Source organism: Companilactobacillus halodurans (genome assembly GCF_009600985.1).
Classification (GTDB): Bacteria; Bacillota; Bacilli; order Lactobacillales; family Lactobacillaceae; genus Companilactobacillus; species Companilactobacillus halodurans.
This window is the reverse complement of the sequence record NZ_VDFP01000209.1, coordinates 1-1,165: the sequence shown is the minus strand read 5'-3', so window position 1 is coordinate 1,165 and position 1,165 is coordinate 1. Positions and strand designations below refer to the sequence as shown.

The following is a 1,165-nucleotide window of genomic DNA, read 5'->3' as shown; positions in this document are numbered from 1 at the left end:
TAATTCATTTTTTGATTCTAAATTTACCAATAAAAAAAGCAGTGTCTATTAAGAGATTCAGGTAGATTTTACATACCTCGAATACTCTTCAATGGTCACTGTTCTTTTTTATATTTAAGATGAAATTACCAACAAAATATTAATTATTATCGTCTGTTGAAATAATACCTCTTTGGAAATTAACGAAACGACTGCTGTTACGATTAAAGGTAAGTGTATAGTAATAACTATTATCTTTGCTTAATTGTTTTATATAGATCCGAGTGTATCTGGGGACATCGGAAATTTGATAACCAACGATGCTAGAATTGCTGACACGTGAGTTAGAATTTTTAGCTAAAGTGAACAGACCAATATTGCTTTTATCTGGATTTAAACCTAAGTTAATAGAAATTTGATTAAAATTACCAGGTTCGTTAGCATTTGTGGCGGTCAAGTTGGAATTAATGATAGCTGTCTTTAGACGTTGCATAAAAGATTTGGCTTGATCAATACCAGCCTTTCCCATGGCAATATCATCGAGAACGAATTTTGGTGGATATTTATTAGATTTAGTGTTGAGATATTTGGCAGACTTAATGGAATCGCCCTTGTAATAGAGGCGGTAACGATAACTGACAATAGTTTTAGTGTCATCGTAACGATTACAACTGATAGTAATATATTTACCATTAATATCCTTACCAAAATTTAATAGAGTCATTTTAGAGATGTAACGGTGTGGCTTATTGTGAACCTTTTTCAATAAAGATTTCTCTTGTTCATTGGATAGAAATGATAGTTCTTTCGTATTATCATAGTCATCATTGATTGTACTGACTAAGTTAATGGCATCTTGCTTGGCTTTGGTCATGTCGCCTTCATTTAAACTGATAGCTTTAGGGGCGATATCTTCATCAATGTTTTTAGGATTAACGATCAAAGAAAAAGGGATAGTGATCTGAGCAATGCCGTTAATTGTTTTATCTTTGATTTTTCCTAAGTTAAGGGCATACGAGGATACGATTATTATGAATAAGAGTAGAATAACGATCCATTTAATATATTTTTTGTTTAATTTTTTCAAAATTTCCACCCTTTATTTGCAGGATAATTTACTATATATAATAACAAGATGAACTAGATATTTGGGGAAAATAATGAAAGATAAGAAAGATTTAAAGAG

1 protein-coding gene is annotated in these 1,165 nt (G+C 30.9%); it reads right to left on the bottom strand.

Annotated elements, in window-relative coordinates:
- Positions 1-139 precede the first annotated feature (139 nt).
- Complete coding sequence (locus FHL06_RS13675) at positions 140-1,066, bottom strand: hypothetical protein (protein WP_153387201.1); 927 nt, start codon at positions 1,064-1,066, stop codon at positions 140-142.
- Positions 1,067-1,165: the final 99 nt, after the last annotated feature.